Origin of the sequence: Neobacillus sp. SM06 (assembly GCF_050496765.1) — a bacterium.
GTDB lineage: Bacteria > Bacillota > Bacilli > Bacillales > Cytobacillaceae > JAEVLT01.
Window position 1 is genome coordinate 188,801 of sequence record NZ_JBNWEO010000007.1, and the last position, 25,388, is coordinate 214,188.

Sequence of the window (25,388 nt, forward strand, 5' to 3'; positions counted from 1 at the left end):
AACATTAGACATGACGGGCTAATCTCCTCTCCAGCACTCGAACTACTTGGGCTAATGGTAAGCTTAATACTAAATATGCAAGTGCTAAAATCGTATAAGATTCAATTGTTAAGAACGTTTGCGAGGCATAGGCTTGTGTACGAAGCAATAGTTCATACACCGTAATGAAAGCAAGAAGTGAGGTATCCTTAATCATCATGATAATGTAATTGCCAAAGGTCGGTAAAGCAATCCGACCAGCCTGCGGAATGACAATCGACCACATCGCCTGTTGTTTCGTATAGCCAAGTGCAAGCGCGGCTTCTGTTTGACCACGATCGATGGAAATAATTGAGGAACGAATTACTTCTGATAAATAAGCGCCATAATTGATTCCCATGGCTACGGAACCGGCAGTAAAGGCATCAAAATTTATTTGATAGTTTGGTATCCAAAATTGAACGATTAGAGAGAGAATTAATGGAACAACATAATACATATACACCAGCTGAACAACTAAAGGGGTTCCTCGGATAATTTCCAGAAATACCACCAATAGGCCGTTCAGCCATTTAATTTTTGAAATACGGCCAAGGGCAATTAATGTTCCGAGGATCAATGCCAAAGCAAACCCGGCAACGGTTGCTCCTAAGACGATTCCCATCCCTTTTAGCAATTCTGGATACAAGTCTTTAAAGGCAGTAGCAAAATCTAAACTTTTTAAGATGTTCATATATACCCCCCTATTCGGCAAGCGAAAGCTATACCATTATAAAATTAGGAGAGACTCAGGCAAGAGCTCTCCTAGAACATGACGGCTTACTTTCCAGCAGGCACGAAGTTATCTTCGTTTAGTCCATACTTTTTTAACACTTTTAGGACAAAGCCTTCTTCCTTCAACTTATCCAATTCCTTATTTACTGCTTCTAGAAGATCTTTATCTGACTTACGGACAGCCGCACCAATGTTTCCGGCTGCTTCGGCTTTATATGGAGAAACCAATTTAAGATTCAAGGTTTTATCATTCGTGATACTATATCCGGCCACCGCACTATCAGTGATAGTCGCATCAATTTTTTTCGTATTAACCGCAAGAAGTAATTCAGATTGAGAGTTAAACACCTTTACATCTTTGATTTTGCCTTCTTTTTGAAGCTTTTGAGCAAATTCAAGGAATGCAGTTCCTTTTTGTCCGCCAACCGTCTTATCTTTCAAATCATCCAATCCTTTAATTGGAGAATCTTTCAAGACGACTAATGCTTCCCCTTCGGAATACCAAATGTTTGTGAAATTGGCGATCTTTTGACGTTCCGGTTTGATATACATGCCATCTGTTACCATATCAACCCGGTTGTTATTAAGCTCAAGTAACAAATTCTCAAACTTCACTTCTTTCATTTCTACTTTTGGGATGCCTAAACGCTTTGCAATTTCAGTAATAATTTCTGCATCAATACCAGTAAACTTTTTCGTATCTTTGTCAATGTATGCAAAAGGAACATCGTTAGAGGAAGCGACAACCAATATCCCTTTTTCTTTTGCTTTTTCTAAGGTACTCGCAGAAGATTTGCTGCCACCATTAGTAGCACTTGCAGATCCGGTTGTCGTCTTTTCTCCTGTGCAGCCAGCTAAAAGAACAAGTGCAATAACCATTAGCAAAAATAATTTAGTGAAGTGTTTCATCCATTAATTCCCCCCTAAAATATAAGTTTAGATGATATCCAGCTTTCCACTCCATCTGACATTAGCAGAGCGTAGATGACCGATTAAACCTTCATGGTTTGATTGTCTGACACAATGGGGTGCTAGCAGCTCAACCCCTTTTGGTTTAATATGTTGATAGGTTACTACTTTTAAAAATGTCCCTACCCATACGCCACCTGTATATTTTGCAGCAGCCCGTGTTGGAAGAATATGATTCGTTCCACACACTTTGTCGGCATAAACAACAGAGGAAAGTTCCCCTAGAAATAGTGACCCATAGTTGATAAATCGATCTTTTATTTCATAAGCATTTTTCGTTTGAACATGGAGATGTTCCGGTGCCCATTCATTTACAATCGAAATAGCTTCTTCTAAATGATCAGCTAAGAATACTTGCCCCTTTCTTTCCCATGATACGCGGGCAACTTCAGCTGTCGGCAGGGTTTTCAACTGTTCCTCGATTTCACCAAGAACGGCTATTCCTACGTTACGATCCGTCGTGACTAAGGCCACCCTGGCATTGATATCATGTTCGGCTTGGGCAAGTAAATCGGAAGCTATGTAAACTGGATTGGCAAACTGATCCGCTACAACCAACACTTCACTAGGTCCGGCTAACAAATCAATACCAACCTGACCATTTACCTGGCGCTTAGCCTCAGTTACAAATACATTGCCCGGGCCTGTAATTTTTTGAACCGGTGCAATTGACTCAGTTCCATAAGCTAGAGCGGCAATGGCTTGCGCTCCGCCGACACGATAGACTTCATCTGCGCCGGACATGTGGGCTGCTACCAGAACCGCCGGATGAACTTCACCTGACTTCGTTGGTGGTGTACATACTTTCACATTTGAAACCCCCGCGACTTTTGCCGGAATAATCGCCATCTGTGCCGAAGATAACAACGGATACCGTCCCCCTGGAATATAAGCACCAACTTTTTCAATCGGAATAACCCGTTGTCCTAGAAAAACCCCTGGTATCATTTCTTGTTCAAATTCAGTTAGTGACCTGCGTTGGGCTTCGGCAAAAGCTTTGATCCGTTCAATAGAAAATTGAATATCCTGAAGCAATGTTTGTGGTAATTGCGCTCTTGCCTTTTGGATATCCTCTTCTTGAACGCGAAGTTCTTCAATCTCCACTCCATCAAACTCACGCAAATATGCTTTGAGGGCAACATCCCCTTCACGTCGAACGCTTTGAATAATGGAAGCGACAGTGTCTTCGACGGTTATTTCCTCCCTACTATTCTGTTGTCCCTGTTTTATCATTTCCATGTACAATTCTCCTTTTTACGTGTTCACTGTTTGACCGAGTACTTCTTGTATAGCAGATTCCAACACAACCAACCCTTCATCTAATTGCTCATCAGTGATAACTAGCGGAACTAACACCCGGATACAATTACTGAAAAGTCCAGCGTTAAGAAGGATGAGCCCTTTTTGCTGGGCATTGGCAATAATCTTGGCAACCGCTTCTTTATTAGGCTCTTTCGTTTGCTGATCTTTGACAAATTCAATCGCAACCATGGAACCTAAGCCTCGAACATCACCAATTTGCGGATAAAGTACTTGCAAATTCTTGAATCGTTCCCTTAACATCGTACCGATTTTTTGAGATCTCTCTACTAATCCATCATTCTCAATAATCTTGATCACTTCGAGAGCAGCAACACAGCCAAGGGGACTCCCGCCATAAGTGCCTCCGATTTCTCCTGGCGCTGGGGCATCCATAATTTCTGAGCGCCCAACAACGGCAGAAATTGGCAACCCTGCTCCTAAAGACTTCGATAATGTCATTAGATCAGGCACAACGCCAAATTGTTCAATCGCAAACATGGAGCCGGTACGGGCAAACCCGGTTTGAATTTCATCAGCGATAAAGAGGATGCCGTATTTTTCACAAATTTTCTTAAGGCCTTGCATAAAAGTTTTGGATGGTACGACAAATCCTCCTTCTCCTTGAACAGGTTCGATAATGATAGCTGCAATTTCATCGGTTGGTGCTTCAGCTAGGAAGAATGTTTCTACCTCCTTTAAAAGTTCTTGATCAAGCTGCTCCTCTGTCATCCCCTCCGGCCTGCGGAAATAGTAGGGATAACCAGCACGATAGGTCTCAGGAGCAAACGGTCCAAATTGATATTTATAGGGCTTCACTTTACTCGTTAATGACATCGCTAACAGCGTCCGGCCATGGAAACCGCGTTCGAACGAGATAATCCCTTTACGGCCAGTGTACTTTCGGGCAATTTTCACGGCATTTTCAACCGCTTCTGCTCCACTATTCGCAAAAAAAGCTTTTTTGGCATGGTCGCCTGGTGTTATCCGAATCAACTCCTCTGCCAACTTCACATACGGTTCATACATCATGACATTGAAGCAAGTATGGATATACCGATCTAACTGATTTTTTAAAGCCTGGACAACACGTACTGGACTATGACCCACGTTTAATGTTCCGATTGCTCCGGCAAAATCAATAAAGATATTCCCGTCAATGTCTGTTAATAAGGCCCCCTCACCCTTTTCGGCAAAAGTTAAGACTGAATTGGACGGACCACGAGCAACAACCTGATCCTTCCGTTTTAATAGTTCTTGCGCCTTTGGTCCAGGCACAGCAGTTTTCATTTTAATAGACGACATAATGTATCCTCCTATACGTGTACAATGATTGTATACAATTAACCCTACTAAAAAATTACTTGGGCGTGTATCGAGTAATGATTTGTTCAATCGATAACGCATGATTTAATTTTTTCGTGAAATCAATATCTTTTACGATGAATGGAATATGTTCAATGGCAAGTTGTTTTGCGCGATTGGCATCTCTTTGATGGATAGCATCATACATGGTACGATGCTCATGATTGGAAAGAGTGGTATTGGTTTCTGCCACATCATAGAAGGTTTGAATGATATGGGTTAAGGAAAGAACTTCTTTTAAATATTGAATTAGATACGCATTCTTGCAAGCTTCGATTATTACCATATGAAAGGACTGAATCGCATGAAGGGCAAGTTGAGGCTGATTCTGTTGATAGTAATGTTTCTCTTGATCCAAGTAGATCTCCATCTTTTTAAGATCGGATGAATTCGCCTTAAGTGCTGCTAGATATGTAGCTTCTGGTTCTAATATTTGCCTTACAAAAAAGATCTCTTCTGCTTCTTTAGGAGTCGGGCAATAAACGAATGCTCCCTTATTTGGTATAAGTCGGACTAACGATTCATACTTCAGTCGAGATAGCACCGACCGAATTGGAGTTCGACTCACACCAAATGCGTCAGCAAGAGAGGATTCAACTAATTGTGTGCCCGGTGTAAGCTCTGCATTAAAAATAGCGCTTCTTAAAACTTGATAAATCTGATCTTCCCCCATTTTTGAATGTAACAAACTATTCCTCCCTTCCGTTACTTTATATTGCTAGTTTAATTATTTTATTCTGAAAGGTCAATATATTTATAATATTTTAATAATTTTGACTGTTATATAATCTAACATAAACAGAGATTCTGAATGGGAATTAATAAAGTAGGTGGTAGCAAATCGGAGAAAGCAGTAATTGTTCAAGAAGGGGAAAAAGCCATGCGGAAGGGAATGTTTCATTTTTTCCAATTTAATAAAATTGTTATTTATCAATTTTCTAATTTATTTGGTTGTGATAATATTTAGGATGACGAAATACTTTTTGGGGAAAGAAGTGTTCAGAATGGATCAACAGGCGAACGCAAGACGAAATTTAGTGATTATGTGGTTTGCCAATTTTTTTATTAATGGTAGCATGACAATGGTTTTGCCGTTTCTTTCATTGTACATTGAATCATTTGGAAAGTTTTCAGAAAAATATGTTCAGCACTGGTCAGGGATCACGTTTGGGGTTACCTTTGTATCCGCATTTATTTTTTCACCGATTTGGGGAAAAGTGGGCGATCGCCATGGGCGCAAAAAGATCCTTCTTTTTTCGGCTTTTGGGATGACGTTGTCGGTCTTTTTCATGGGGTTTGTTCATTCCGTCTGGCAATTGTTTATTCTGCGCTTTTTTATGGGGTTTTTTGCCGGCTTTATTTCCATGTCCCAAGCGTATATTTCAACGCAAACGCCAAAACACATGGCTGGCCGCGTACTCGGAACATTGCAAACGGGAACGATTACCGGGGCTTTGCTTGGCCCCATTCTTGGCGGGATCATCGCCGATTCAGTCGGCTACAGCACAACGTTTAAATGGACATCGCTCTCCATTCTTATTTCAGGACTGCTTGTTTTGGCAACAAAGGAATACAAAATTGCCGATAACAAAGAAACGAAATCCATTTATACGAGTAAGGAAGTTATCCGCCACCTTACGCGCAATCCCGTCTTATTAACGGTTTTATTTATCTCGGCGCTGATTCAAATTGCCCATTTTAGCATCCAGCCGATTTTATCACTGTATGTGAGTGAATTACATGGAAAAGAAAACATTGCCTTCTATTCGGGAATCGCTTTTTCGGCCGCCGGGCTTGGCAACCTGTTCATGTCAAGAAGCTGGGGGAAAATAGCGGATTTGCATGGATATGTGAAGGTTTTGATTATATTGCTGTTTGTGGCGGGATCGGTCTATTTGCCTGGTGCGATTGTGACGAGTCTGTGGCAGCTTGTGCTCATCCGCTTTGTGCTCGGAATTTCACTTGGAGGCATTACGCCTGTTCAAATCGCCTTCCTTCGCCAGGAAGCTCCGATTGCGATGCAAGGAGAAGTCATCGGCTACAATACGAGCCTTCGATTCTTTGGTAATATCTTTGGTCCGATGCTTGGCGGGTTTATTTCGGGTTATCTCGGTTTCTCAGCTGTTTTTGTCAGCACAAGTCTCTTGCTACTGATTAGCGGCGTGATCCTTTACACAGCAAGCCACCGCCACCCGGAGCTCGTGAACCATTCGGTTTAAAAAATGAACCATTCAAGAATGACATTGAATCGGCACCCTCGATTTACGGAAAAAGCGTACAATAGGTTGTCAAAATAATAAGCCTTGTTATCAACTCCAGCATCTGACGCCCCCCTCCCCCTTAACCTCTATCATAAGCATAAACTTTTTTTGTAAAGCAAGTGTTAACCAATTGTAATAATTCAATTAATAAAGGGAAGCCGACTTTTCAGCAACGGCTTACCTTTTTTTCTACCGTAAAGGCCTCTGCTTCGTTCGCGGTCATTGGTTTTCCCAATAAGAAGCCTTGCCCGTAATCCGAACGGTGATCCAAAAGAAAACGGAGGTGCTCCGCCTCTTCAATTCCTTCAGCGACCGATTTGATGTTCAGTGTTTGCGCTAGATTGATAATGGCTTTCGCAATCTTTATCGTTTGCTGATCTTTATAAAGATTCAGTGTAAACGACTTATCCATTTTCAAAAAGCTGATTGGCAGCTCGTTTAAATACGTTAATGAAGAATAACCGGTGCCAAAGTCATCAATGCCGACTTCAATGCCCAATGCTTCGATTTGCCGCAAAATTTTGCTGGCATATTGTACATCTTTCATTAGCATGCTCTCTGTTATTTCAAACTGGAGCTGTTCAGGAGGGAAATTGGTTTCGGTCAAGATCGTCTGAATTCTTTTTACCAGCGTTCGATCCTCAAATTGCTTGGCTGAAAGGTTCACCGAAAATCTGGCCGGCAGTCCTTTCTCTCGCCATGACTGCCCTTGCTCACAGACCGTCTTCAGCACCCAATGACCAATCGGGATGATCAACCCTGTTTCTTCTGCAATCGGAATAAACTCCGCGGGAGATACCATGCCAAGCTCTGGATGGTGCCAGCGCAAAAGAGCTTCATAGCAAACCAATTGATTCGTTTTCAGATGAAAAATTGGTTGATAATACACTTCCAATTCATTTTTTTCCAGTGCAGTATGCAAGAAATTTTCCATAATAAAGCGGTTAATAGAAGTAGATTCCATTTCTTTTTGGAAAAATTGAACCCCATTTTTCCCTTGATCCTTGACCGCGTACATCGAGATATCCGCTTGTTTCAACAGTTCATTCATATTCTTTCCATTTTCCGGATAGAAACTAATGCCAATGCTCCCTGTCATCTTGATATTCAGCTTGTTAAGGGTCACTGGTTCCGAGATTTTGTCCAGTATTTCCCTTGCCAGTTTTTTTGATTCAGAACGGTTCCCACTGTGTGCATGTTGATGCAGAACAATAAATTCATCGCCGCCTATTCGTGCCAAAAGATCATCCGGACCGATGCAGCTTTCGATTCTTTTCGCCATTTCTTTTAGCAAAAGATCGCCGTAATCATGGCCAAATGTGTCGTTGATCGATTTAAAATTGTCCAAATCAAGAAAAATAAACGCTAAGTTCGCTGATTTCACCTGATCGTACTGAAAATAATTTTGAATGAAAGACCGATTATATATATATGGAACTAAACAATTTGGTTCTGTAACGATTTCCTAGATTAATGACAATATTCTACAAAATTTAAGCACAATATACCTGCAATCATCGGAGTTTGTCGAATATCGTTTTAGGCTATTTATTGCTCAATCCGATCCTGGCAATCTGGCTAAAGGTGTAATTGAGTCAATAGTTAAAGCTTAAGACATAGACGATTAACGATTTTCATAGGGTCTTTATTGATTTGTGTAATGAATGTCTGGACAGCCACTCTAATTTCTTCTACCGTTTTATAAAAAACATTATAAATAATTGATTTTTTTAACCATCCCCACAGTCCTTCAATTAGGTTTAACTCTGGGCTGTATGGTGGGAGAAAAACAAGTTGCAGATGATCTTTATGGGCTTCGAGAAAAGGTTGAATCAGTTTCGAGTGGTGGATTCTAGCATTATCCAGTATCATTACAATCTTCTCACCCTTGTATCTGACTACAACTTTTTCAAGAAAAGATAGGAAAACTTGAGCATCATAGTGTTCTTCTTCTGTGACAAACACTTCGCCTGTTTCGTAATCGAGGGTACCAATTAATTTAACCCCGTGATGTTTTCCATAAGTAGGTATCACTTTTTGTTGCCCTTTAGGAAACCATGTATTGGCTAAAGCTTGGTAGTCCCTGATCATGGATTCATCTTGAAACAGAATTCGATCAATTTCGTCATTCATCATTTTTTTTAATCGTTTCAAATTCTTGTTTGAACGCTTCCTGTTTCTCGGGGTCAGCCTTTGCTAGGGTATACGTTGGTTTTGTGTAACTAAATCCCAAACGAGTCAACAATCTCCTTACACCCCGGTCCGTATAAACAATGTCAAATGTTTGCTTAATCCAATCGCGAACAAGAAATGAAGTCCAATTCATTTCTGCGGGAAATCCAACAGCAGCTGGCTTTTTTTCAACAATTAACTGATAGAGTTCCTTTTCTTGTTCCTCTGTTAGTTGACAAGGGCGTCCGGGAGATTGTCCGGGAACTAATCCCTCCAAACCGTTAGTTTTATAGGCTCGAACATAGTTATATATAGTTTGCTCCGTACATTCTAAAAGGTCAGCGATTTCTACATAAGTCCGTCCTTTTAAATGCATGAGGATAGCCTGATAACGTTTAAACATCCGTAGATCCCTTAAACCATGCATACAAGCTTTAACTTCCTGAATTGAATCCATGTTTTCATTTTGAAGGATTTTCATTATGTGTCCGCCTTCCTAAAGGTTTTATTTACCTATAAGAATTGGACAAATTTTCTTAAAATCCTTTAATTCCATTTATATAGTTTGAGGTTAAGGTGTCTTTAATGGTTAAGTTTTCAAGATCAATGGTTTGGGCAATTAAATGACCGGCTGTTTGCAGAACAGAGTGGTCATACCCGCTAAATTCAAATGGCTGTGAATGAATCGCCAACAGCCTGCCAAATACCACTCCAGTTTTTAACACAATCGGAACCTCAGTAAAATGTCCGCTGCGTAGCAATGTAAGCAGCGGATCCGGCTTTTCGACATCAGCAGCCCCCACGAGCCGGCTCCCTTCGGATAGGAGGGTTTGCCCACGATTAAATGCTTTTATTACGGTACCATCACCGTTCTCATCGGCTGTTAGAACAAACGTATTCACTGCGATTGTTTTACTCAAAATTTCAAATACATGCGTAAGAGTAGTATTTAAAGTTTGATAGTAAAATAAATCTCTCAGATGACCGCTCATGATTAGACCCCTTTTTTACCTATTTTAATCCAGCTGAAATAATAAATGAAAACTCGCCGACTGGCGAGTCCTTTGGACGAAGACAGAGGCGTAGTTGAATTTATGCGTTCAGAATTTATCCATATAAATTCTGATTAGCCAAAAAAAGACTATCCCTTCATCCAATGGAATAGTCACTTCTCTCTCTTGATCGTGCTATTCGGCAGCTGGCTGTCATGGGTGCGTTTTCACCGTTAGACCCTATAGTTTTGCGCCCCCATTTTTCAATGGGTTTGCCTGTTCGTAGCTATTTAATTTTCTAGGCTCATCGGCACCCGGACTTTTTTCACAAAAAATGCTGATTCCCTATAAAAAAGGGAACTACTGCTAAAACTCTAGTAAAAATTACTTGCTTCTTAGTATATACTAAATTTTCTTATAAAAAAAGGGGAAAGTGGTAGAATTTTGTCAAAATGTGTTGAAAGTTTGAAGGTGGAAACGATTGGGGGGAGGAGACTATAGAAAGATTTCCTCATACAGTTTTGGCGCTCTTTTCTTAATTTGCTTTAGTAGTTTCTCCATTTATAAAACCATCGTCAATATTTAAAAATTTCGAATTCATTGTAGTCGCTTTTCTTCGTTCATTGCTACTTCTAGAATTGGATAATTTTCGGCAACTTCCGATGAACCATTTCCTTACTAAGCAAGGAAGATCTACTTATCGTATAAAAACTCAATCCCTACTTAGTAAGGTTTATTTGCTGTTTTTTGTAAAACTACAAAAAATTCTTCAAATCCCTTGAGATTTTATCCTCATTTTATTTCGTTTTCCAAAACGCTTAAACTTCTATTTTAAAGCGCTTTGTCATTGTTCAATCACAATGGGAATTCAATTATGATTGAAACGATTTGTTGAAAATGCTTGCCTTTCCCGGATTTTTTTCTATCCAAGCAGTTGCTGATAGATTTTCAAATTAGCGTAGACGGCTTCGAGTACTGGTGTGGCAATTTGTTCTTTTCTCGCGATTTGGAACAGGAACCCATGCAGGTGATCCGCTTCAACTGGCAGCTGTTTTTCCATATCTCGTTGCATCGACGATTTCATTTCAAATCCTAGCCCGTCAATTTGCTTCATTAAGGCTTCTGCCACATGGTCAACAAGCGGTGCATCGACGGCTTTCATCACGGTGATAATTTCATGCAACAAGTGCTGTACCGTTTCCCGGCCGTTCGGCTGTTCGCGAATCGGGCCGATCGGGGCGCGCATTAATGTTGTGATACCAGACATCGTCGAAATAAACAAGTACTTTTGCCATAAATCACGATTGATATTGTCACTTAAACGGAAATTTGCATTGGCGCCACTAAAGCTTTCAGCGATTTTTAAAATCCGCTCCGATTTTTCTCCGGAACGCTCACCGAAGACGAGATCGTGAATTGGGCTCGTCTGGATGATTTCACCCTTTTCTCCAAGTGTTGCTTCAATAAAACAAAGACCGCCAAGCACCTTTTCTTCACCAAACTCTTCTGCCAAGATCCCGAAATGCAAAATTCCATTGAGCAGCGGCATGATCGCTGTCCTCTCTGATACATATGGACGAAAGTCGGCTATCGCATTTTGCAAATGGTATGCCTTTGTGGAAAGCAAAATCAGATCGAACGGTTCCGCTTCTTCACCAGCGACAATGGTTTTTGGCCGGAATGAAGCATCGCCATGGACACTGTTAATCTGGAGTCCTTGCTCTTCCAACTGTTTTCTTCTTCTTTCACGAACAAGAAAGGTCACATCTACCCCTTTTTCGGACAGACGGCCGCCAAAATAACCGCCCACTGCTCCGGCACCAACAACTAATACTCTCATTCCCAACATCCTCCTTTGTTTTGAAAACCTTTACTTTCAGTATAAATTTCCGTTTCATGGAATGAAAGACAAACATCAGTTTACGGCAACTTTTTTTCGCAATAGTAAATAAGCTTTGATCATAAAATAGCTAACTTCATCCGGAAGCCGTTCTTTGATCGGCTTTAACTTCTCTGCACCCGCTTCGGCAACGGCCTGCTCCAACAAGGGCACAAACTTATTCGGGATCATCCCGTCTAAATCAACACCAAGCCCCTGTTCGGCACAAAGCAACAGATGATTTTCAATTGTTACCAGCGAAAGCTCCCGTTTTGCGGCAATTTCTTCAAGCGACAGTCCTTCCTGATAAAGTTTAAATGTTTCTAAATGTGAGTTTGCCACCGGCTTCGTTGCAGCCTTTTTAACAGGCGTTTCTGCAGCCATTTCCGGCTCTTGCCCAAGATTTCCAGCAAGGAAATTTCCAATTGCAGCCAGAAACGCTTCACCGTATTTTTTTAGTTTATGCTCGCCGACACCATTGACTGCTAGGAATGCTTCGTTCGTCTGCGGCCGTTTTGCCACCATATCTTTTAACGCCGAATCGGAAAAAATCACAAATGGCGGTACTTTTTCGCTGTCCGCCAGCTGTTTGCGAAGGGTTCTAAGCGCTTCAAACAATGGATCATGGCGGGCCACTTGCCTGCTTACAACCGCTTCCCTTCTGTAAACTTTTTGCTGCCCCAGCAGTACCTCTTTTCCCTTTACCGAAACCACCAATGTCGGATAGGTTCCATGCTGAACAGCGATCAGTTCCTGTGATATCAAAAATTCGATAAAATCGGACACTTCTTTTGCACTCTTTTCGCGCATGATCCCATAGGTTGACAGTTTGTCAAAGGATAGATCAGTAATCTTTTTATTTTTCGAACCGGTTAATACTTGGGCGATGAGCTGCTTGCCAAAGCGCTGCCCCATGCGAATCATGCACGACAAAACCATTTGCGCCTCTTTCGTCACATCGATGCTCTCCCGTGAATCGGTACAATTGCCGCATCGGCCGCACGCTTTTGTCTCGGTTTCGCCAAAATAGGTTAAAATAAACGCCTGCAAGCATTCTTCCGTGTGGCAATAATCTACCATCGACTGCAGTTTTTCCAATTCTTGTTTGATCCGGGCGGGATCGCTCGATTGGTCGATTAAAAACCGTTGGATTTGTACATCCTGAGGGGAGTAGAGGACAAGACATTCGCTGTCCAATCCATCTCTTCCGGCACGGCCTGCCTCTTGATAATAGCTTTCCATATTTTTCGGAAGCTGAAAATGAACGACGTAGCGGATATTTGATTTATCAATTCCCATGCCAAACGCGGAGGTAGCTACCATGACCGTCGCTTCATCTGCTAAAAAACGTTCCTGCTCGCGGGTTCGTTCTGTCTCATTCATTCCAGCATGGTAACGGGCGACATTGAAATTTTCCTTTTTCAGCCGCTCGTAAAGCTGATCAACCGTTTTCCGTGTGGCTGCATAAATAATACCCGCTTCTTTTTCATTCTTTTTCAAGTAATCTTTTAAAAAACGCAACCGATCCTGCCCCTTAATAACAGTGAAAGAAAGATTCTTACGTTCAAATCCGGTAATGATCGTATTTTCCTCGTTAATTTTTAATAAATGACAAATATCTTCGCGCACAATCGGCGTAGCGGTGGCGGTTAAAGCCATCACTGTCGGTTTCTGCGGCATGCTTGTGATTAATTTTTGAATATGGCGGTAGCTTGGGCGAAAATCGTGCCCCCATTGGGAAATACAGTGGGCTTCGTCTACTGCGACGAGAGGGATGTCCATTTTTTTCAGATCCTCAATAAAGCCTTGCGATTCTAAACGTTCAGGGGCAATATAAAGAAGCTTGTACTTTCCTTGGATTGCTTGCTGAATTCGCTCATTGGCTTCCTGGAAACTTAATGAGCTATTAATAAAGGCTGCTGGAATCCCTGCTTGTACGAGCGTGTCGACCTGGTCTTTCATTAACGAAATAAGCGGGGAAATGACAATTGCTGTCCCATTTAGGGCAAGTGCCGGAATTTGATAACAAATAGACTTGCCTCCCCCTGTCGGCATGACGCAAATCGTGTTTTTCCCTTGTAAAACCGATTGGATGGCTTTTTCCTGGCCATGGCGAAACGATGAATACCCAAAATAGGTTTGCAATAACTGCTGTGCTTTTTCTAGCAATGAACTTCTCTCCTATCTGCGCTAGTTTCCCTTCCGAACAAATCAACTATTTCTATTATAACGTTTTTGAATGATGAGCGAGGTACGAAGAGCATTTTTCCGCTAACAATTTTTACGATAAAGAGCAAAGGATCTCCACGTTCATGAACTACGGATAAAGTGATTTGTATTTTATTCCCATTGAATAAACAACATCAATGTTGTATTATACTATATACAAGCTGCATTGTTCGTATCGATAATAAAGTTTTAACCTTTAAGCTGTAACAGGGAGTTTTAAATTGAAACAAGAATGACAAGCCTTCGTCTATACGACAGGGAGGACATGCAGGGCGGTTTCTGCGAACACCCACTTTGAGGAGTGGTGGTTTAAAACTTTCTTATTTTTCTACGGCAATTGCGGCTCCTTAACATGACTTTTCGAACCCGTTTCTTCAGTGGAAACGGGTATTATTTTGCCGTTTTTTGCAACTTTGTTTTCATTCACGTGTAGGAAGCTCACTTTCTCTGAATTTACAGGGAGACATTCTTCAGATAACCGCTCTTTCCCTCCCTTTTCGGGCGTTGAGCAGCCACTCTCTCAGCGACCTCCAACCACCTTTTTGCTCTTTCTTGGGCGTTGAGCCACCTCCAAGAACTTATAACAATAGCCACTACTGGAAAAAATAACAAAAATTTCGAAACTAGATAAACGAGACCAAAGATTTTCAGGAAAATTTTCTCTATTCTTTTTGGTAAGCAATTCACAGTAATGTTTCAATACAAAACAGTAAAAATATTCTCGCTTTTCCGTTATCATGAAAGTAGTACTGAGAACGGAGGAATTGGAATGAAGCGAAAAATGATCATTACCCACAATATTGCCGATCAGGAGCTTTCAGCCATTAAAAATGTTTTACCCGAATGGGAAATCATTTGCGGAAAAAATCCGGAAGTTTGGAAAAACCATTTAAAAGATGCCGAAATTATCGCCGGGTGGAAAAAAGGTATCGAGGACGAGATCTTTGCCAATGGTGCAAAGCTAAAATGGATGCAATCGTGGAGCGCGGGTGTGAATGCGATGCCACTCGACGCAATGCAGGAAAAAAATATTTGGTTGACCAGTGCCAGCGGTGTTCATGCGTACCCAATATCCGAAACAATTTTCGCCCTAATGCTCGGCTTAACGCGAAAAATCCATACCTATGTGAAGCAGCAGCAGGAAAAAATCTGGCATCACGCCCATATGAAACTCGAAATCCACCAAAAAACAATCGGAATCATTGGCGTCGGCGCCATAGGTAAAGAAACCGCAAAAATCGCCAAAGCATTTGGCATGAAAGTACTTGGTGTCCGCAACTCCGGCAAGCCAGACGAAAATGTCGACGAAATGTACACTTCAGCCGAGTTGCACACTGTTTTACCGCAATGCGATTATGTTGTCGTCACGTTGCCGCTGACAAAAGAAACACACCACTTGTTTACAGCCGCACAATTCCAATTAATGAAGTCTTCTGCCTTTTTTATTAACATTGGCAGAGGTGAAATCATTCTTGAACAAGATTTAATCGCCGCGCTTGAAAATGGCGAAATTGCCGGAGCGGGTCTTGATGTATTTGCAACCGAGCCGCTTCCGGAATCGAGTCCTCTATGGAAGATGGAAAACGTGATCATCACGCCGCACACGGCCGGCTCGACAGAACATTATGACAAGCGTGTAATCCATGAGATTTTGATTCCAAACTTGCACGATTACCTTTCAGGTACAAAGCCGACGGTGAATCTGGTCGACTATTCGAAGGGTTACTAATAACAGCCCATTAATAAAGAAAACCCGCCGATTGGCAAGCCTTTAGCGAAGACAGATTAAAATAAAACAAAGCACGCCGGTTTCGCCGCCAGCGTGCTTTGTTTATTCAATAAATTGTCGTAATCCCTTTTTCTGCTACGGTCATCCACTCGAACTGCCGCAATCGAACTTCAAACAAGGTCAACGGATCCCTGTAATATTCAGGATTGGTGTTCAACTTTTGCAGCATTTCCTGATTGACCTCAATTTCAGTGCGGGACGCTTCCATTGCATCGTCAAGTTCGATCAATGGATCTCTGAAAAAGAGGCTGATGTCGCGATCCAGCGATTTTTCAAACAGCTCGAATTGCTGAAAAAACTGCCTGCTGACATCCGCGATGACATCTGTATAGTCCTCATTTTCAACGAAAGATTTATATTTATGATAAATGACTGAATTGTTTTGGGCGATGGCTCCGAACAGTTTCCCGGCACTTTTTAATATCAGCTGGGATGGTGTCCGCCGCAGTAAAATATTAACCTTTTCCAAATGAAATCCACTCGTCATCCGGTCGGTGTCACGCCGCCAGTCATCGAGTACCTTAAAGTCGCAGGCAAGTTTTAATCGCTCTTCGCCATAAAGAACATTAAACCCTTCCGCCAACTCGTTTAAGAAGGACTGGCTGTCCTCAAACTCGGCTTTCGCCTGAACAATCCAGCCTTGCAAGGAAGTGTAGTAGCCCGGCAGCACTTCCTTTTGCAAGTACGCCTCAAGCCGTTTGTTCATTTCATCGTTCAACTTGAGATGAACTTGACTCAAATCGCTGTTCTCGGTAATCAGCGTTGAACAGTCTTTCAGCATCTTTGGAACTTTTGCCGCGATCTCTTTTTGAATCGTTTCTTTAATAGAACGATACCATTTCGTAATGGATTTGGTTTTCTGCTGCTCTAAATCATTCACTTGATTGAGGGCACCATTTAACTTCATGACAAGCTCTTCATTCCAACGAATGGATTCGATCACTTGATTTTCCACGTCAATTCGCCGCTGGAACAGGTTTGTAATCGTGGTGCGAATGAAAAATAACAGTTGTGCGAGCCGTTGTTCTTTTACATTGCGCTTATTTTTAATTGATTGAAAAAATTTGCTTAATTCATGCAACTGCCTTCCACTTTCATAATTGGATGAAAAAGCGAAAACTTCAGCATTCGGCAAGTAGGTGGCAACAGCCTTCTTGGTTTCTTCGAATACGCGTATGGCCTCCTGCTCGTTCTCCAGCATATCCATTTTGTTCAAGAGAAAATGAATCGGCGTTTCATGAGCAAGATCCTGCAAATAAGAAAGAATCGGCAACTCCCGGTCATCGAGCGGTTTTGTCACATCCAGCACATAAAGTATTGTATCGGCCACATGAAGGTATTGAAAAACCTCGTAGCGGTCGTCCTTACTGCCAGTCAGCCCAGGCGTATCCATAAACGAAAGCTTATTTTCAGCTAAGAAGGAATTCGGCTTCTTAAATTCTAGGATCGATTCCAAAGCGTTGCGCCGTCTTCCCAATCGCTCCTGAAAATCTTCGAAACTTGCAAGTTGGAGAATTCCTTCATCCGTAATTTCGTTGATTTCCATTTCATCCGCATCTGCAAACATGACGGCAGAAGTGGTTGCCGAAGCTGGCAGCAGTTCTTCTCCCAATACCGCATTCATAAATGAAGACTTACCGCTTCCGCTTAACCCAGCAATAAAGACATTGTGAGTGCTATAGTCCGTCAATTTTTCAACCATCCACTTTAGGCGAAGATTGTCGCCCATCTCATGTGCTTTTGCCCATTCCATTATGGAATGGAAAAGCTCCAGCACTTCCTCATATCCACTAACTGTTTTCCCTTTTTCACTAAAAAGAATCTCTGCATCGTTCAAGACCGAGCCATCAATTTTCCCCGGGAAAAGTTCACTCCACGCAAGCACTGCAGTCGCTGCAGCAATTTCATGTCTGGAATCCGTGATTCGCAGCCAATTTGTCAGCAGGTTCGGAACAAGGTCTTGCAACTTTTTAAGTAAATGGCCTCCGTCAATTAACTCCAAATAAGCACGTTGGAAAAGATCCGACAAATGAAGCCAGTTCCCTTCCCGTTTCATATCCAAATGAAAGAAAAGCTGATTGATTTCTTTCAGCCAGGAAAAATACGAGTTTTCATTTTGATAACTTTGCCACAAAGAGGCGGCAAGCTGCTCGAATTCTTTTGGTTCAACAGCATACAGCACCGTTAACGGGCTTGTAAAATATTCCGGACTTAAAGCCTTTGTCAAACCTTTGTCGACATAGTTTTTCAGACATTCAAACCAATGAAGCGATTTGGTTCGCATGGCTTGATTGACAGCCAGTTCGATTGCATTTCCCCAATCTTGCTGATCCTCAAAGAATGTCCGGGCAATTTCCGTTACATTCGGGTAATCCGGATTCTGTGCTACCGTTCTTTTCATCACAGCAACAGCCGAGTCCAGTTTGCCCCGCTCTATGTACAAAGAAAACAACTGGAGCGCAACTTCTGTGTTTAATGTAAGATTGTCTGTTTCAATCGACTTATAAAGATCCTCGGCATTGGTAAGTAAACCAAGTTCGTAATAAGCATCGGCAGTATTTTTTCGCGCCCAGGGCTCCAATTCATTCATAATACTTTCCCATTTAAAAATAGCTGCCTCATAATCCTTATGGTGAAAATACAATTCCCCCTGTGCAAATCGGATATACGATAAATCGGGGATTTCTTTTTCCTGTTCGCTCATAAACGCTTCGCCAAGTATTTGAATGGGATGGGCTTGATTATTTGATTCCATAAACGTTTTGTAGAACGTTTTTTGGATAAATTGACTATTTTCTTCCATCTTCTTCCCTCCTGTTGTACACACCTTCTATTCATATGGAAAAGCGATCATAATATGCCTATATACCTTTCGTTTGCTGCTCGCTTTATACGTCCCTATCCGCAAAATTGTATCAAAGCTTTTTTTTAAGGAGGTTTCGATTGTATGTCATTTTTGAGACAAATTCGAGATCGGTTTCCAGCCAGGCAAAAATCACTCTGTTCCTATACCCGCTTTACAGACAATTTAAACCCTATTTCCAAAAAACTCTGTTTATTTCATTATAGCACTGAATAAGCTGCAGTGTACTACTGGAAATTTTCCCTCCTTGATTCGTTACTAAGGAATTTTGCTCATTCGCTCTTTGTTCCTCCAACTCGCCAATTGCTTAGCAGGAAAAGTTACCCTATACTTTAGTTGAAGAAATTGATAGGAGATGAAGAAGATGGATCACTCTTTTAATGCGCTCGTAGTCAATAAAACAGATGCAGATTTTTCGTTGCAAATTGAAAAATTCCGCAAGAACAACCTCCCAGACGGAGAAGTTTTCATAAAAGTCGCATACTCTGGTGTCAACTATAAAGATGGTTTGGCAAGTATCCCGGACGGAAAAATTGTTCGTTCCTATCCATTCGTTCCAGGAATTGATTTGGCAGGGGTTGTCGTGGACTCAACGGATTCCCGTTTCAAAGAGGGGGATGAGGTCATTGCGACAAGCTATGAAATCGGTGTTTCCCATTATGGCGGCTATAGTGAATACACCCGGATTCCCGCGGATTGGATTGTTCCCCTGCCTGATGGTTTAACCTTGAAAGAAGCCATGATTTATGGGACTGCCGGTTTTACGGCTGCATTGTCCGTTCACCGCCTTGAGGAAAACGGCTTAACACCTGCGAAAGGAAAAGTACTTGTAAGCGGTGCAACTGGAGGAGTCGGCAGCATTGCTGTCGCCATTCTTGCAAAAAGGGGTTATCATGTTGTCGCAAGCACAGGTAAGCAAAGTGAGCATGAATATCTCAAACAGATCGGTGCAAAAGAAGTCCTCTCGCGCGAAGACGTAACAGGAGAAAAAATTAGATCGCTTGATAAACAGCTTTGGGCTGGCGCGGTTGATCCAGTTGGCGGAAAAACATTAGCAGCTATTTTAAGCAAAATACAATATGGCGGATCAGTTGCTGTCAGCGGACTTACAGGCGGAGGTGATGTTCCGACAACTGTCTTCCCATTTATTCTTCGCGGTGTCAACTTGCTTGGAATTGATTCTGTTTACTGCCCTATGGAAACAAGATTGGAAATATGGAATAAAATGTCAAATGTTTACAAACCGGACAACATGACTGCGAATGTCCGTAATGAAGTAACACTGGAAGAACTGCCGAATGCACTTGCTTCCATTTTAAAAGGCGAAGCACGAGGCAGAACAATCGTCAAATTTTAAAACAAACCAAAAAGGCATACCGAAGCAAGGTTTTTCGCGTGATGCCTTTCCTTTATCCCGCATTAACGGGCAGTAAGACCCCCACCTCAATGTTTTCGGGGAATCGAAGAAGTATAGGTGGGGGATAACTGCCCGTAAAAGCCCGATTGGTGAGATACAGTGAAACTTGCCGATGCGTGAGTCAGAGGCTTAGTTGAACCAATCGGGTTTGTACTGTCTCTTTATCAAGGCGTTAGCCTTGATATTAGGGACAGTAGAACGGGACTAACAATCAGTGGGGGATGGAAGAAAACCCCCACTGATTGAAGTTTCACTTTATCTGTGCTAATGGTTCCCTCCCATCGCAATTCATCATTTTTCTCCATTTTTATTATAAAAAACCATTACCCGGGAAATACCAACAAATTTCGCATCAAGTGTCGACAAATCTCTAGTTGCCGTGAAGAGAAGTTGAATCCTTGGAGGGCATTTGGCTAAGAAAAACCGGGTAAAAACCGCCCGGCCCTTTTTAGTTTGGCGGATAAACGGAGTCTGTTGATTTCCGCTCCAGGCACTCGCTTTCCGGGGGGCGTGCGGGGGAACCAGTAGTACCATTTCACCCTGAAAAATAGGGGAATTGGGCATTCGTGAGGCCACTAGTGACCGTTTTACCCTGAAAAATTGGATAATTGGGCATTAGGGAAGCTAGTAATGACCGGTTTGGCCTGAAAAAGTGGTGAATCGGGCATTAGGGAAGCTAGTAATGACCGCTTTGGCCTGAAAAATGGGAGAAGCGGGCATTACGGGAGCTAGTAATGACCGGTTTGGCCTAAAAAATTGATGAATCGGGCATTAGAGAAGCTAGTAATGACCGGTTTGGCCTGAAAAATGGGAGAAGCGGGCATTACGGAGCTAGTAATGACCGGTTTGGCCTGAAAAATGGGAGAAGCGGGCATTAGGGAAGCTAGTAATGACCGGTTTGGCCTGAAAAAGTGGTGAATCGGGCATTAGGGAAGCTAGTAATGACCGGTTTGGCCTGAAAAAGTGGTGAATCGGGCATTAGGGAAGCTAGTAATGACCGGTTTGGCCTGAAAAATGGGAGAAGCGGGCATTACGGGAGCTAGTAATGACCGGTTTGGCCTAAAAAAGTGGTGAATCGGGCATTAGAGAAGCTAGTAATGACCGGTTTACCCTAAAAAATTATAAGAAAAACCGGGCAAAAGCCGCCGCCCGTCCCTTTTTAGTTTGGCCGTTATGGAATAAATTCCTTGCATGTATACTTTACATGTCACAGATTCATGATTTTGGTCAAAAAGATTCGTTTCAGAATATTGGAATCCCTGTCTTACTCTTCAGGCAATCGTTAAAAAGGGGCAACATATAAATTCTGATATTATAAATGAAAACTCGCCGACTGGCGAGTCCTTTGGACGAAGACAGAGGCGTAGTTGAATTTACCACGCTCGTATACCTGCCACATCCTGTGGCACTCGCCTGACTAGGACGTCCTGTCCATCGTCCGTTCAGAATTTATCCATATAAATTCTGATTAGCTAAAGAAAACTCGCCGATTGGCAAATCTTTTGCGTTTGGTGATTCATGGCGGAGTTGCCCTTATCACGCTCCTAGTGGTACGTCCTGTGCCTTCGCCTGACTAGGGCATCCTTGCCCGTCGTGCGTTTAGAATTTGTATATAAATTCTGGTTAACTTTTACGATTATCGATTTTTTCAACCTCTTCCCTGCTGCAATCAAGAATATTGGCGATCGTTTCAACATCCATCCCTTTTTGCAGCATTTTTCGAATGATTTCCTTTCTCTCTTGTTCTTTTCCCTCTTTTATCCCTTCCCGGCGTTCTCCTCGTATGTTTGATAATTGATCTCGCAAAAACTTCAGCCTGGCTTCGTATAGTTCCTTATTTTCCTTATTTGCGCTTAAATTCTCCCACTCGACTAGGGCTTCTCGAATTTCCTGTTCATTCATTGCCAAGACCTCCAATTCCTGAATAATCTCTTCGTCAAGGACTTTCTTTTGATAATTGGCTGCTGAGAGCATCATCAACCACGGTAATTCTTTCGGCGGATTCTGCTTCATTTCTCGTTTGTATTTTTTCCATTTTACCATAAATTGTGACAGATCGATCGCATGGAATTCAAGGTGGGGGCTCCAACTAAAATGTTCAGTATCTTCTTTTATGTGAAAAACAGTATGAAAGCTATCGGTTTCGTGAGGAAAAAGCGGGTAATTTACTATGTTGATCATGATCGTGGGGGGCAGTAGTTGATAATCTTCACCACTTGCTAAGGATGCAGAAAACAACTTGGACCAGTAGTAAAGCACTCGTTCTGGCATGTCATGCTGATGGGACAATTGAATCTCAATATTGATTCTCTCACCATTGGAGGTGTGCACAAGGACGTCCAATCTGCTCGTTTTTCCATCAAGGGCCTCTTTAATGAGTTCGGTATTTTCATATTCAACATCTGCAATCCGGTCATTGTCTTTTCGGTGAAGCAAATCATTTAAGAAGGCAATGGTAATCGACTTACGGCGTGGATCTCCAAACAATTGTTTAAACATAAAATCCATTTTTAAATCAAGATATTCTTTTGTCATGTGGGTCCATCCTTTCGGGGAATTTAGGAGAATACGAGAGGCTATCAACAACTTTATTAAAACTTACTCGTTCAAAAAAATCAATCTACTTTTCTAGCATTTTTATGACCTTTTTGGTAACTTTTCTGAAGGGTGGGGAGGTAAAATGCTGCAGTTTTATTGGCGACCGACCCTCTATGGCCGGAAGTGTTCCACCTATTATCGATAAAGCGAAACTACCATCTGTCGGGGATTCATCTTCCTCAATTGTTCTGGTCAGTTGCCCCACCTATGCCTAGGGGCAGCCGAGATGGGGGTAACTGCATGTCAGAAAAAACGCCCGGTTCTTTTTAGGTTTGCGTGATAAACGGAGTCTGTTGATTTCCGCTCCAGGCACTCGCTTAGCGTGGGGTATTCGCTATTTTAGTGGTATCTATTTGGTGATAGACGCTCTTATCAACCTGATTTTTCCCTTTTATTGGTATCCACTGAGCGATAGACACCTCTATCAACCCGGTTTTTCCTTTTACTGGTTTGGATGATAAGGTAAGATCTAACTTCTGATTAGCTAAAAATATCCGTCAACTTTTCTCACAAGATTGCTGACAGGAACAGCCAAAAAACCTACTCTAAAATACAAATACAATCTTTAGGGGAGATGGTTTAAATGGACGGAAACCGGGAAATTAAATTAGCTGAACAAATTATAAAATTGGATCGGCTCCGGGATGAATTATATGAAGAATTGTTGTCTACGATGGGTTCACGTGCCCATGAATTGCTGCGAAAACTACAAAATAATTGAGGTGATCACAGATGGCCAAACATTTGCGAACCGCGATTGAAAAGGCAAAAAGGTATTACATTGGCAAAATCATTGCCACTGGGCTATACCAGTCTGAACAAGAACTAGCAAACTTTACGCTCAGCGAACTGGAGGAAATTTATCAAAAATCCGTTCGCTGATTGCTAATTCAGCCCATTATCCCCACCAATATTTATTCAACTTGAAGTATAAGCATAAGAACCTAAAAACAAATACCCTCTAACACTTCCTGGAAAATAAATCATTTTACTTTTCATTATCATGTAAGGTAATATAACATATAAATATCAGTAAAATTTCGTGGGTGGTGATCCAAAATACAATGAGCAGCGATTCATCCTATAAAGATAAGAAAGTCATTACAATCGGCGTTGTTAGAGAATTAACCGGCCTGTCAGAAAGGCAGATTCGCTATTATGAAGAAAGAAAGCTGATTTTTCCCGAACGTTCTTCTGGTGGAAGCAGAAAATATTCCTTTTCAGATGTTGAATTGTTGATGGAAATTGCTGATAAGATGGAAGACGGGATCCAAACCCATGAAATACGGCGTGAATTGATCCGTGAACAAAAAATCAAGGATGAACAAGCGATCCGTCGCAAAATGATCCAAGGCCAAATTAACGCACGTTTCGGTATGCAAAAACCGAGATAAGCTCCTCGTTGCGAGGGGCTTATTTTTTTCGCAAAAAAGAATGTGAGATTTCCTAACAATATTATGGAATAAAATCTATCTAGATGGCACAATACAGCTATCAACTACATTTTCCTACAAAGGGGGCATTCTTTTGAATACTGCATATTTAATGAATAGTGTTTGGGTTATGATCAGCGCGGTGCTCGTCATTTTAATGATTGGAGGGTTTATTCTACTTGAAACAGGTTCAACCCGAATGAAGAACGCCGGGCACATTGCTGGGAAAACGATTCTAACTTTCTCGATTGGTTCAATCGTTTTTTGGGCAGTCGGTTATGGGCTGATTTTCGGCAAAGGAAATCCATTGATTGGCCTAAGCGATTTCTTTTATTCCGGCTATGAAATGAAAGGCCTATCCCTTTCAGGCGCTGTCTTCTTTTTATTCCAGCTTGCTTTTGCGGGTATTTCTTTAACAATCGCTTTTGGCGGATTTGCTGAACGTGCTAAATTAAGCATTTATCTCGTTTTCTCCGTCTTATTCTCTGTATTGATTTATCCGCCAATCGCACACTGGATCTGGGGCGGCGGCTGGTTGGCAAAGCTTGGGCAACAGGATTTTGCTGGCTCAACGGTCGTCCACCTCACGGGTGCCATGGCTGCGCTTGCCGCTACAATCCTTCTCAAACCGAGGATTGGCAAATACAATCGAGATGGTTCTGCCAATAATTTCGCCGGCCACAACCAAGTTTTTACTGCTTTAAGTGTTTTGCTGCTATGGGTTGGCTGGTTTGGATTCAATGCTGGCAGTACCCTGTCGGTTGACAAAGGCTTTTTCGGATTTGTTGCCATGAACACAAATCTTGGTGCAGCTGGCGGAACAATTGCCGCCATGATTGTTTCCTGGATCGTGATGGGAAAAGCAGATGTGCCAATGATGTTAAATGGAGCGTTGTCAGGCTTGGTCGCGATTACCGCTTCCTGTGCCTTTGTCGAACCATGGGCAGCTGTAGTCATTGGTTTTATTGCCGGCATTCTCGTTTTCTACAGCATTCGCTTCTTTGAGAAAAAGAAAATTGATGACCCGATCGCTGCTTTATCTGTTCACGGCACAGCCGGTGTTTGGGGAACTTTATCAACTGGATTTTTCGCCACGAAGGAGCTTGCAACGGTCGGCCAACCTGGGTTATTTTACGGAGGAGGCTTCCATCAGCTTGGCGTGCAAGCATTGGGTATTTTTACAAGTGGTGCCTACGCATTTATCGTATCCTTTATCCTTTTGTATGTCTTGAAACTGGCGATGAAAGGGTTGCGCGTCTCTGAGGAGGAAGAATTAATCGGCTTGGATATGAGTGAACACGGAAGCTATGGATATCCGGAACTATTGCAACCGGAAGAAAAATTAAAAGCTTCAAATCAATAATACGAC

19 protein-coding genes, 1 other RNA gene and 1 riboswitch are annotated in these 25,388 nt (G+C 42.0%); of the genes, 8 read left to right on the forward strand and 12 right to left on the reverse strand.

The window, feature by feature from the left end; translation table 11 throughout:
- Nucleotides 1-4: 4 nt before the first annotated feature.
- The 5 genes from ACQYAD_RS02060 to ACQYAD_RS02080 all read right to left on the reverse strand — a co-directional run bounded on the left by ACQYAD_RS02060 (nt 5) and on the right by ACQYAD_RS02080 (nt 5,074).
- On the reverse strand, nt 5-712 hold the full coding sequence (locus ACQYAD_RS02060; RefSeq protein WP_430235003.1) for an amino acid ABC transporter permease: 708 nt from the start codon (nt 710-712) through the stop codon (nt 5-7).
- Nucleotides 713-798: 86 nt separating this feature from the next.
- On the reverse strand, nt 799-1,662 hold the full coding sequence (locus tag ACQYAD_RS02065; protein WP_430235005.1) for an ABC transporter substrate-binding protein: 864 nt from the start codon (nt 1,660-1,662) through the stop codon (nt 799-801).
- 27 nt (nt 1,663-1,689) lie between these two features.
- Nucleotides 1,690-2,961 carry a histidinol dehydrogenase gene (gene hisD / locus ACQYAD_RS02070; protein ID WP_430235007.1) on the reverse strand — a complete coding sequence of 424 codons (1,272 nt, stop codon included), beginning with the start codon at nt 2,959-2,961 and terminating at the stop codon, nt 1,690-1,692.
- A gap of 15 nt (nt 2,962-2,976) precedes the next feature.
- A complete protein-coding gene (gabT, locus tag ACQYAD_RS02075; RefSeq protein ID WP_430235009.1) occupies nt 2,977-4,326 on the reverse strand; it encodes a 4-aminobutyrate--2-oxoglutarate transaminase in 1,350 nt (449 codons plus the stop codon).
- Nucleotides 4,327-4,381: 55 nt separating this feature from the next.
- Entirely contained in the window at nt 4,382-5,074 is a 693-nt protein-coding gene (locus ACQYAD_RS02080; RefSeq protein ID WP_430235011.1) for a GntR family transcriptional regulator, read from the reverse strand.
- A 316-nt stretch (nt 5,075-5,390) separates the two neighbouring features.
- Here ACQYAD_RS02080 and ACQYAD_RS02085 point away from each other — a divergent pair, with 316 nt between their 5' ends.
- On the forward strand, nt 5,391-6,605 hold the full coding sequence (locus ACQYAD_RS02085; protein ID WP_430235013.1) for an MFS transporter: 1,215 nt from the start codon (nt 5,391-5,393) through the stop codon (nt 6,603-6,605).
- Between the two features lie 208 nt (nt 6,606-6,813).
- On the opposite strand, the gene ACQYAD_RS02090 is transcribed toward ACQYAD_RS02085, so the two are convergent.
- The 5 genes from ACQYAD_RS02090 to recQ all read right to left on the reverse strand — a co-directional run bounded on the left by ACQYAD_RS02090 (nt 6,814) and on the right by recQ (nt 13,859).
- Nucleotides 6,814-8,109, reverse strand: coding sequence for a putative bifunctional diguanylate cyclase/phosphodiesterase (locus ACQYAD_RS02090; RefSeq protein ID WP_430235203.1), 1,296 nt, complete (start codon nt 8,107-8,109; stop codon nt 6,814-6,816).
- Between the two features lie 140 nt (nt 8,110-8,249).
- A protein-coding gene (locus ACQYAD_RS02095) for an IS630 family transposase (protein WP_430235185.1) occupies nt 8,250-9,276 on the reverse strand; the annotation gives its coding sequence in 2 pieces (ribosomal slippage) (nt 8,250-8,805 and nt 8,804-9,276; 1,029 coding nt in all).
- Between the two features lie 79 nt (nt 9,277-9,355).
- On the reverse strand, nt 9,356-9,811 hold the full coding sequence (locus tag ACQYAD_RS02100) for a hypothetical protein (RefSeq protein ID WP_430235015.1): 456 nt from the start codon (nt 9,809-9,811) through the stop codon (nt 9,356-9,358).
- A 198-nt stretch (nt 9,812-10,009) separates the two neighbouring features.
- A riboswitch (cyclic di-GMP riboswitch) is annotated at nt 10,010-10,098 on the reverse strand.
- Between the two features lie 635 nt (nt 10,099-10,733).
- Nucleotides 10,734-11,651 carry a 2-dehydropantoate 2-reductase gene (gene panE, locus ACQYAD_RS02105; protein WP_430235017.1) on the reverse strand — a complete coding sequence of 306 codons (918 nt, stop codon included), beginning with the start codon at nt 11,649-11,651 and terminating at the stop codon, nt 10,734-10,736.
- 75 nt (nt 11,652-11,726) lie between these two features.
- Nucleotides 11,727-13,859 (reverse strand): DNA helicase RecQ, encoded by a 2,133-nt coding sequence (gene recQ / locus ACQYAD_RS02110; protein WP_430235019.1) that lies wholly within the window; start codon nt 13,857-13,859, stop codon nt 11,727-11,729.
- Nucleotides 13,860-14,074: 215 nt separating this feature from the next.
- On the opposite strand from recQ, the gene ssrS reads away from it, so the two are divergent.
- Nucleotides 14,075-14,269, forward strand: a non-coding RNA gene (gene ssrS / locus ACQYAD_RS02115) — 6S RNA.
- 419 nt (nt 14,270-14,688) lie between these two features.
- The gene (locus ACQYAD_RS02120) at nt 14,689-15,648 is read left to right on the forward strand and encodes a D-2-hydroxyacid dehydrogenase (protein WP_430235021.1); all 960 of its coding nucleotides are present in this window, start codon (nt 14,689-14,691) and stop codon (nt 15,646-15,648) included.
- A gap of 106 nt (nt 15,649-15,754) precedes the next feature.
- Here ACQYAD_RS02120 and ACQYAD_RS02125 read toward each other — a convergent pair whose 3' ends face one another.
- On the reverse strand, nt 15,755-18,511 hold the full coding sequence (locus ACQYAD_RS02125) for a GTPase domain-containing protein (RefSeq protein ID WP_430235023.1): 2,757 nt from the start codon (nt 18,509-18,511) through the stop codon (nt 15,755-15,757).
- Between the two features lie 424 nt (nt 18,512-18,935).
- Here ACQYAD_RS02125 and ACQYAD_RS02130 point away from each other — a divergent pair, with 424 nt between their 5' ends.
- The gene (locus ACQYAD_RS02130; protein WP_430235025.1) at nt 18,936-19,928 is read left to right on the forward strand and encodes an NADPH:quinone oxidoreductase family protein; all 993 of its coding nucleotides are present in this window, start codon (nt 18,936-18,938) and stop codon (nt 19,926-19,928) included.
- A 1,683-nt stretch (nt 19,929-21,611) separates the two neighbouring features.
- Here the strand turns inward: ACQYAD_RS02130 and ACQYAD_RS02135 are convergent.
- Entirely contained in the window at nt 21,612-22,523 is a 912-nt protein-coding gene (locus ACQYAD_RS02135; protein ID WP_430235027.1) for an Rpn family recombination-promoting nuclease/putative transposase, read from the reverse strand.
- Between the two features lie 646 nt (nt 22,524-23,169).
- Between ACQYAD_RS02135 and ACQYAD_RS02140 the strand changes: the two genes are divergently transcribed.
- The 4 genes from ACQYAD_RS02140 to ACQYAD_RS02155 all read left to right on the forward strand — a co-directional run bounded on the left by ACQYAD_RS02140 (nt 23,170) and on the right by ACQYAD_RS02155 (nt 25,382).
- Nucleotides 23,170-23,307 (forward strand): hypothetical protein, encoded by a 138-nt coding sequence (locus ACQYAD_RS02140; protein ID WP_430235029.1) that lies wholly within the window; start codon nt 23,170-23,172, stop codon nt 23,305-23,307.
- A gap of 11 nt (nt 23,308-23,318) precedes the next feature.
- Nucleotides 23,319-23,468, forward strand: coding sequence for a Fur-regulated basic protein FbpA (locus tag ACQYAD_RS02145; protein WP_430235031.1), 150 nt, complete (start codon nt 23,319-23,321; stop codon nt 23,466-23,468).
- Nucleotides 23,469-23,650: 182 nt separating this feature from the next.
- Entirely contained in the window at nt 23,651-23,980 is a 330-nt protein-coding gene (locus ACQYAD_RS02150) for a MerR family transcriptional regulator (RefSeq protein ID WP_430235033.1), read from the forward strand.
- A gap of 169 nt (nt 23,981-24,149) precedes the next feature.
- Entirely contained in the window at nt 24,150-25,382 is a 1,233-nt protein-coding gene (locus tag ACQYAD_RS02155) for an ammonium transporter (RefSeq protein ID WP_430235205.1), read from the forward strand.
- The last annotated feature ends 6 nt before the right edge of the window (nt 25,383-25,388 follow it).

Bases quoted from the DNA above. Each gene is read 5' to 3' on its own strand.
- gabT (WP_430235009.1), bottom strand. From the start codon at position 4,326: ATGTCGTCTATTAAAATGAAAACTGCTGTGCCTGGACCAAAGGCGCAA.
- ACQYAD_RS02140 (WP_430235029.1), top strand. From the start codon at position 23,170: ATGGACGGAAACCGGGAAATTAAATTAGCTGAACAAATTATAAAATTG.
- ACQYAD_RS02100 (WP_430235015.1), bottom strand. From the start codon at position 9,811: ATGAGCGGTCATCTGAGAGATTTATTTTACTATCAAACTTTAAATACT.
- ACQYAD_RS02125 (WP_430235023.1), bottom strand. From the start codon at position 18,511: ATGGAAGAAAATAGTCAATTTATCCAAAAAACGTTCTACAAAACGTTT.
- ACQYAD_RS02130 (WP_430235025.1), top strand. From the start codon at position 18,936: ATGGATCACTCTTTTAATGCGCTCGTAGTCAATAAAACAGATGCAGAT.
- panE (WP_430235017.1), bottom strand. From the start codon at position 11,651: ATGAGAGTATTAGTTGTTGGTGCCGGAGCAGTGGGCGGTTATTTTGGC.
- ACQYAD_RS02135 (WP_430235027.1), bottom strand. From the start codon at position 22,523: ATGACAAAAGAATATCTTGATTTAAAAATGGATTTTATGTTTAAACAA.
- ACQYAD_RS02085 (WP_430235013.1), top strand. From the start codon at position 5,391: ATGGATCAACAGGCGAACGCAAGACGAAATTTAGTGATTATGTGGTTT.
- ACQYAD_RS02155 (WP_430235205.1), top strand. From the start codon at position 24,150: ATGATCAGCGCGGTGCTCGTCATTTTAATGATTGGAGGGTTTATTCTA.
- hisD (WP_430235007.1), bottom strand. From the start codon at position 2,961: ATGGAAATGATAAAACAGGGACAACAGAATAGTAGGGAGGAAATAACC.
- ACQYAD_RS02150 (WP_430235033.1), top strand. From the start codon at position 23,651: ATGAGCAGCGATTCATCCTATAAAGATAAGAAAGTCATTACAATCGGC.
- ACQYAD_RS02145 (WP_430235031.1), top strand. From the start codon at position 23,319: ATGGCCAAACATTTGCGAACCGCGATTGAAAAGGCAAAAAGGTATTAC.
- ACQYAD_RS02065 (WP_430235005.1), bottom strand. From the start codon at position 1,662: ATGAAACACTTCACTAAATTATTTTTGCTAATGGTTATTGCACTTGTT.
- ACQYAD_RS02060 (WP_430235003.1), bottom strand. From the start codon at position 712: ATGAACATCTTAAAAAGTTTAGATTTTGCTACTGCCTTTAAAGACTTG.
- ACQYAD_RS02120 (WP_430235021.1), top strand. From the start codon at position 14,689: ATGAAGCGAAAAATGATCATTACCCACAATATTGCCGATCAGGAGCTT.